Consider the following 1,546-nt stretch of genomic DNA (forward strand, 5'->3'; position numbering starts at 1 on the left):
GGCACCGGCGGCCGGTCGCGCGGGGAATCTCGCCGCGGCCGGCCAGCCGACCCCAGCCGGCCGGCAGAGCGCAGCCACGCACCGGCCACCCACCTCCGGCGCAGCCCCCGTTCGCCGTTGGCAACTGGCGCTGGTCACCGTTGCCGCTGGAATCGCGCTCGGCATCACCGCCGGGCTAGCGGTCGCCGTAGCGCTGCGTGTCGCCTCTGGTGGCGGTGCGGACATCCACGGCGCCATCCCAACGCCGGTGGTCGCACCCGCGCCGAGCGGCAGCACCATCGTTCCGACCGTTGCGGGAATGTGGACCTCCGGCCGACCCGGGAACTCGGCTGGAATGCTGCTCAGCGAACCGTCAGTACTCGGCGACGGCCCGCCGTCAGGCAACCGATGAACATACCGCCACCGCCTTCCGCCGAGCCCATCGCAGCCGCGCCCAATGCGGCGAATGTCGCGAAATCGACACCAAGAGAGCCGGCCACGTCAACCCAGCCAGACCCCATCCAGGTGACTGAATCATCAAAAAATCCTACAAATGCGACGCAAGCCACCAGCAATCCGCCGACAGCTCCGGTAACGCCACAACCGACCCAGACAAGCGCACCGCCGCCGGCAACCACCGCCCCGGCACCGCGGCCCACCGCCACGTCCGGCCCACCGGCCACGCCTACGCCCAGATCTCCGGCCAGCGTGGCATCCAAGCCACCGGCGGCAACAATGCAACCGGTATCCACGCAATCGCGTCCACCGCCCGCGGCCGCCTCGAACGTCGCACGATCCGCCAGGCCGCGGCCCCGGGGAATACGTACCCCCGCTCCTGCCTCCTCCTTAGCGGACGTCTGAACCCGCCTGGCGGCGATCCGCCGGGTAAGCCGGTCTTACAAGGATTTCTCCCGGCCGGAATCGGCGTAGCCAAAATGAACTGGCCTGGTCAGCGGTGGAATGCGCCTGGATGGGCATACCGCTGCTGGGCCCGGCAGTAACCGGCCCCTCGAACCCCGAGCAGTTGGAGCCTGAACGACGAGACCGATGCGCTCGCCGCGGGTGCCGCCGCCAGCGCCCAGCAGCCAGCAGCTGCCGGTGGCCCCCTGTGGGCAACGCCGTGATCACCGGACACGGAGGACTCTGTGACCGACTCCTTCCCTGATCCTGCCGGCGACAGCCACCAGCACGGCAGGTCCACAGTGCCGCTGCCACGACGCTTCGACGCGACCGCCGCCGCGGCCCGTGCGGCCGCATATCTGCTGCTGCGGCCGTTGCCCGCCCGCTGGGCACACTCTCAGGCAGTGGCGGCTCAGGCGGGCAGGATCGCTTCCACCGTCGCACCGGCCGACCGAGAACTGCTCGTCGCCGCGGCCTGGCTGCACGACATCGGCTATGCACCGCTACTGATCGATACCGGGTTCCATCCCCTCGACGGCGCGATCCACCTCATCCAGGCCGGCGCGCCGGCGCGGCTTGCCGCTCTGGTCGCGCATCACTCCGAAGCACGGCTGCTGGCGCGGCCGAGAGGGCTGCTGAACGCCCTTGATGAGTTCCCGGCGGAGAA

At 70.2% G+C, this 1,546-nt stretch carries 1 protein-coding gene and 1 pseudogene; both read left to right on the forward strand.

The features are described 5' to 3' along the window. Positions 1–391: pseudogene (locus MJ783_RS15955) on the forward strand (hypothetical protein); the annotation flags it as partial. Between the two features lie 733 nt (positions 392–1,124). Then, a partial coding sequence (locus MJ783_RS15960) for an HD domain-containing protein (RefSeq protein ID WP_239311237.1) occupies positions 1,125–1,546 on the forward strand: 422 nt, incomplete at its 3' end.

Source organism: Protofrankia sp. Cj3 (assembly GCF_917627355.1).
GTDB lineage: Bacteria > Actinomycetota > Actinomycetes > Frankiales > Frankiaceae > Protofrankia.